This window comes from Shewanella sp. BJSY2023SW007, from assembly GCF_047314525.1.
GTDB lineage: Bacteria > Pseudomonadota > Gammaproteobacteria > Enterobacterales > Shewanellaceae > Shewanella > Shewanella chilikensis.
In genome coordinates this window covers 1-1,297 of record NZ_JBKORL010000044.1, presented here as the reverse complement: position 1 = coordinate 1,297, position 1,297 = coordinate 1, and the positions used below count along the sequence as shown (strand labels likewise).

The following is a 1,297-nucleotide window of genomic DNA, read 5'->3' as shown; positions in this document are numbered from 1 at the left end:
ATCATATTGTTTCTTATGAACATCGAGCTCATCCTTTCTTTAATAGGTCAGATCTTAATATTAATGGCGCTACGAATATGGTGTATTTACCTGTTGCTGATGGAATTCATCCGACGAAGATGACACATCATCATTTTCAGTTAGATGGAAAACCTCATGCGGAATATAATGCTTATATCAAAGAGCGCCTAGATCGATTAGAGGAAAGTGCTAGGGTAGAAGGATGGGATAAAGAGCGAGTAAATAAGGAGTTGCTCGACTTTCAACACGAGACGCGTTATGCATTGAAAAATAAATGTCCGAAGGGTTAGTTATGAATATTTACAAAATTAAGCCGCAGGCGGCGAGCGAGAATATAGTTGTTGATTTTGGAGCTGAGTTGAATTCTAAATTGTGGGATGTTTTTTTAGGTGATGATCGTTCGGAAACTGAAAACTTTTTGAATATTAATGGTAGTTCCCAAGTTGACAATTTTAACAATTTGATAGATTGCTCTGATTTCCTTAGTTGTGTTGTACCATTCCCAATCTTTTCAAAGAGAGCTGTTGATGTGTTGAGGGAGTTAGATTGCCTGTCTTTTTTAAATGTGGGTGTGGATGGGGTTTGTAAATTTAGTATTGGATTGGTAAATGCAAAAGCTAAATTTGTAGATGAAGAAAAATCTAAGTATAAAATTCTGACAAATGGTGACCGTATGCTTTCTGTTGTTGCTTATAGAGAGCCTTTGGAGAGTTTTTTTATTGCTAGAGATGAGAAGTACTACTCGAATTTTGTTGTCAGTGATGATTTTGTTGAACGGTGTAAAAAAAATAACTTAAAAATTAGATTTGAAAAAATTGAGTATGGTCATCCGAAGAGCTTTTTTAATAGGTGATTTTTTAAAGAAATACTATTTTTGAGGTGGCGCGTCGGTGTGTTGATTAAATTATTTGTAATACAGAAACGGCTCACGAGGTATTGTCCATGTTAACGACCCGCGTCTTCTAGATTTAGAGTGCTGTATATGCGGTGACCGACTTGATAGCTTGCAGGGTCACAGAGGAAATACACAAAACTCAACAAGTGGTCGACTAATTGTTTTTCAGGTCATAATTAATTTAAGTGGGAAGTGTGAAAGATGATTGAAAACGTAATTAAAGAGATTAACTATTTAGTTAAAGTATATGGTAAAAATGGTTTTTTGGGAGATGGAAATAAAAAAGACAGGACAGCCATATCTTTTAGCAAGCCGGGCGGGTAGTGCGTCAGGGAGACAATGTTTTCCGCTACGATGCCAATGGCCGTATGGTCGAGAAAA

2 protein-coding genes are annotated in these 1,297 nt (G+C 36.4%); both read left to right on the top strand.

The window, feature by feature from the left end; genetic code table 11:
- Positions 1–311: AHH domain-containing protein (locus tag ACMHXE_RS07805; RefSeq protein ID WP_413731898.1), on the top strand; the 311-nt coding region annotated here is incomplete at its 5' end.
- A 2-nt stretch (positions 312–313) separates the two neighbouring features.
- A complete protein-coding gene (locus tag ACMHXE_RS07800) occupies positions 314–874 on the top strand; it encodes a hypothetical protein (RefSeq protein WP_101057793.1) in 561 nt (186 codons plus the stop codon).
- Positions 875–1,297: the final 423 nt, after the last annotated feature.

Excerpts from the sequence above, each read along its gene's own strand:
- ACMHXE_RS07800 (WP_101057793.1), top strand. The coding sequence starts at position 314 with ATGAATATTTACAAAATTAAGCCGCAGGCGGCGAGCGAGAATATAGTT.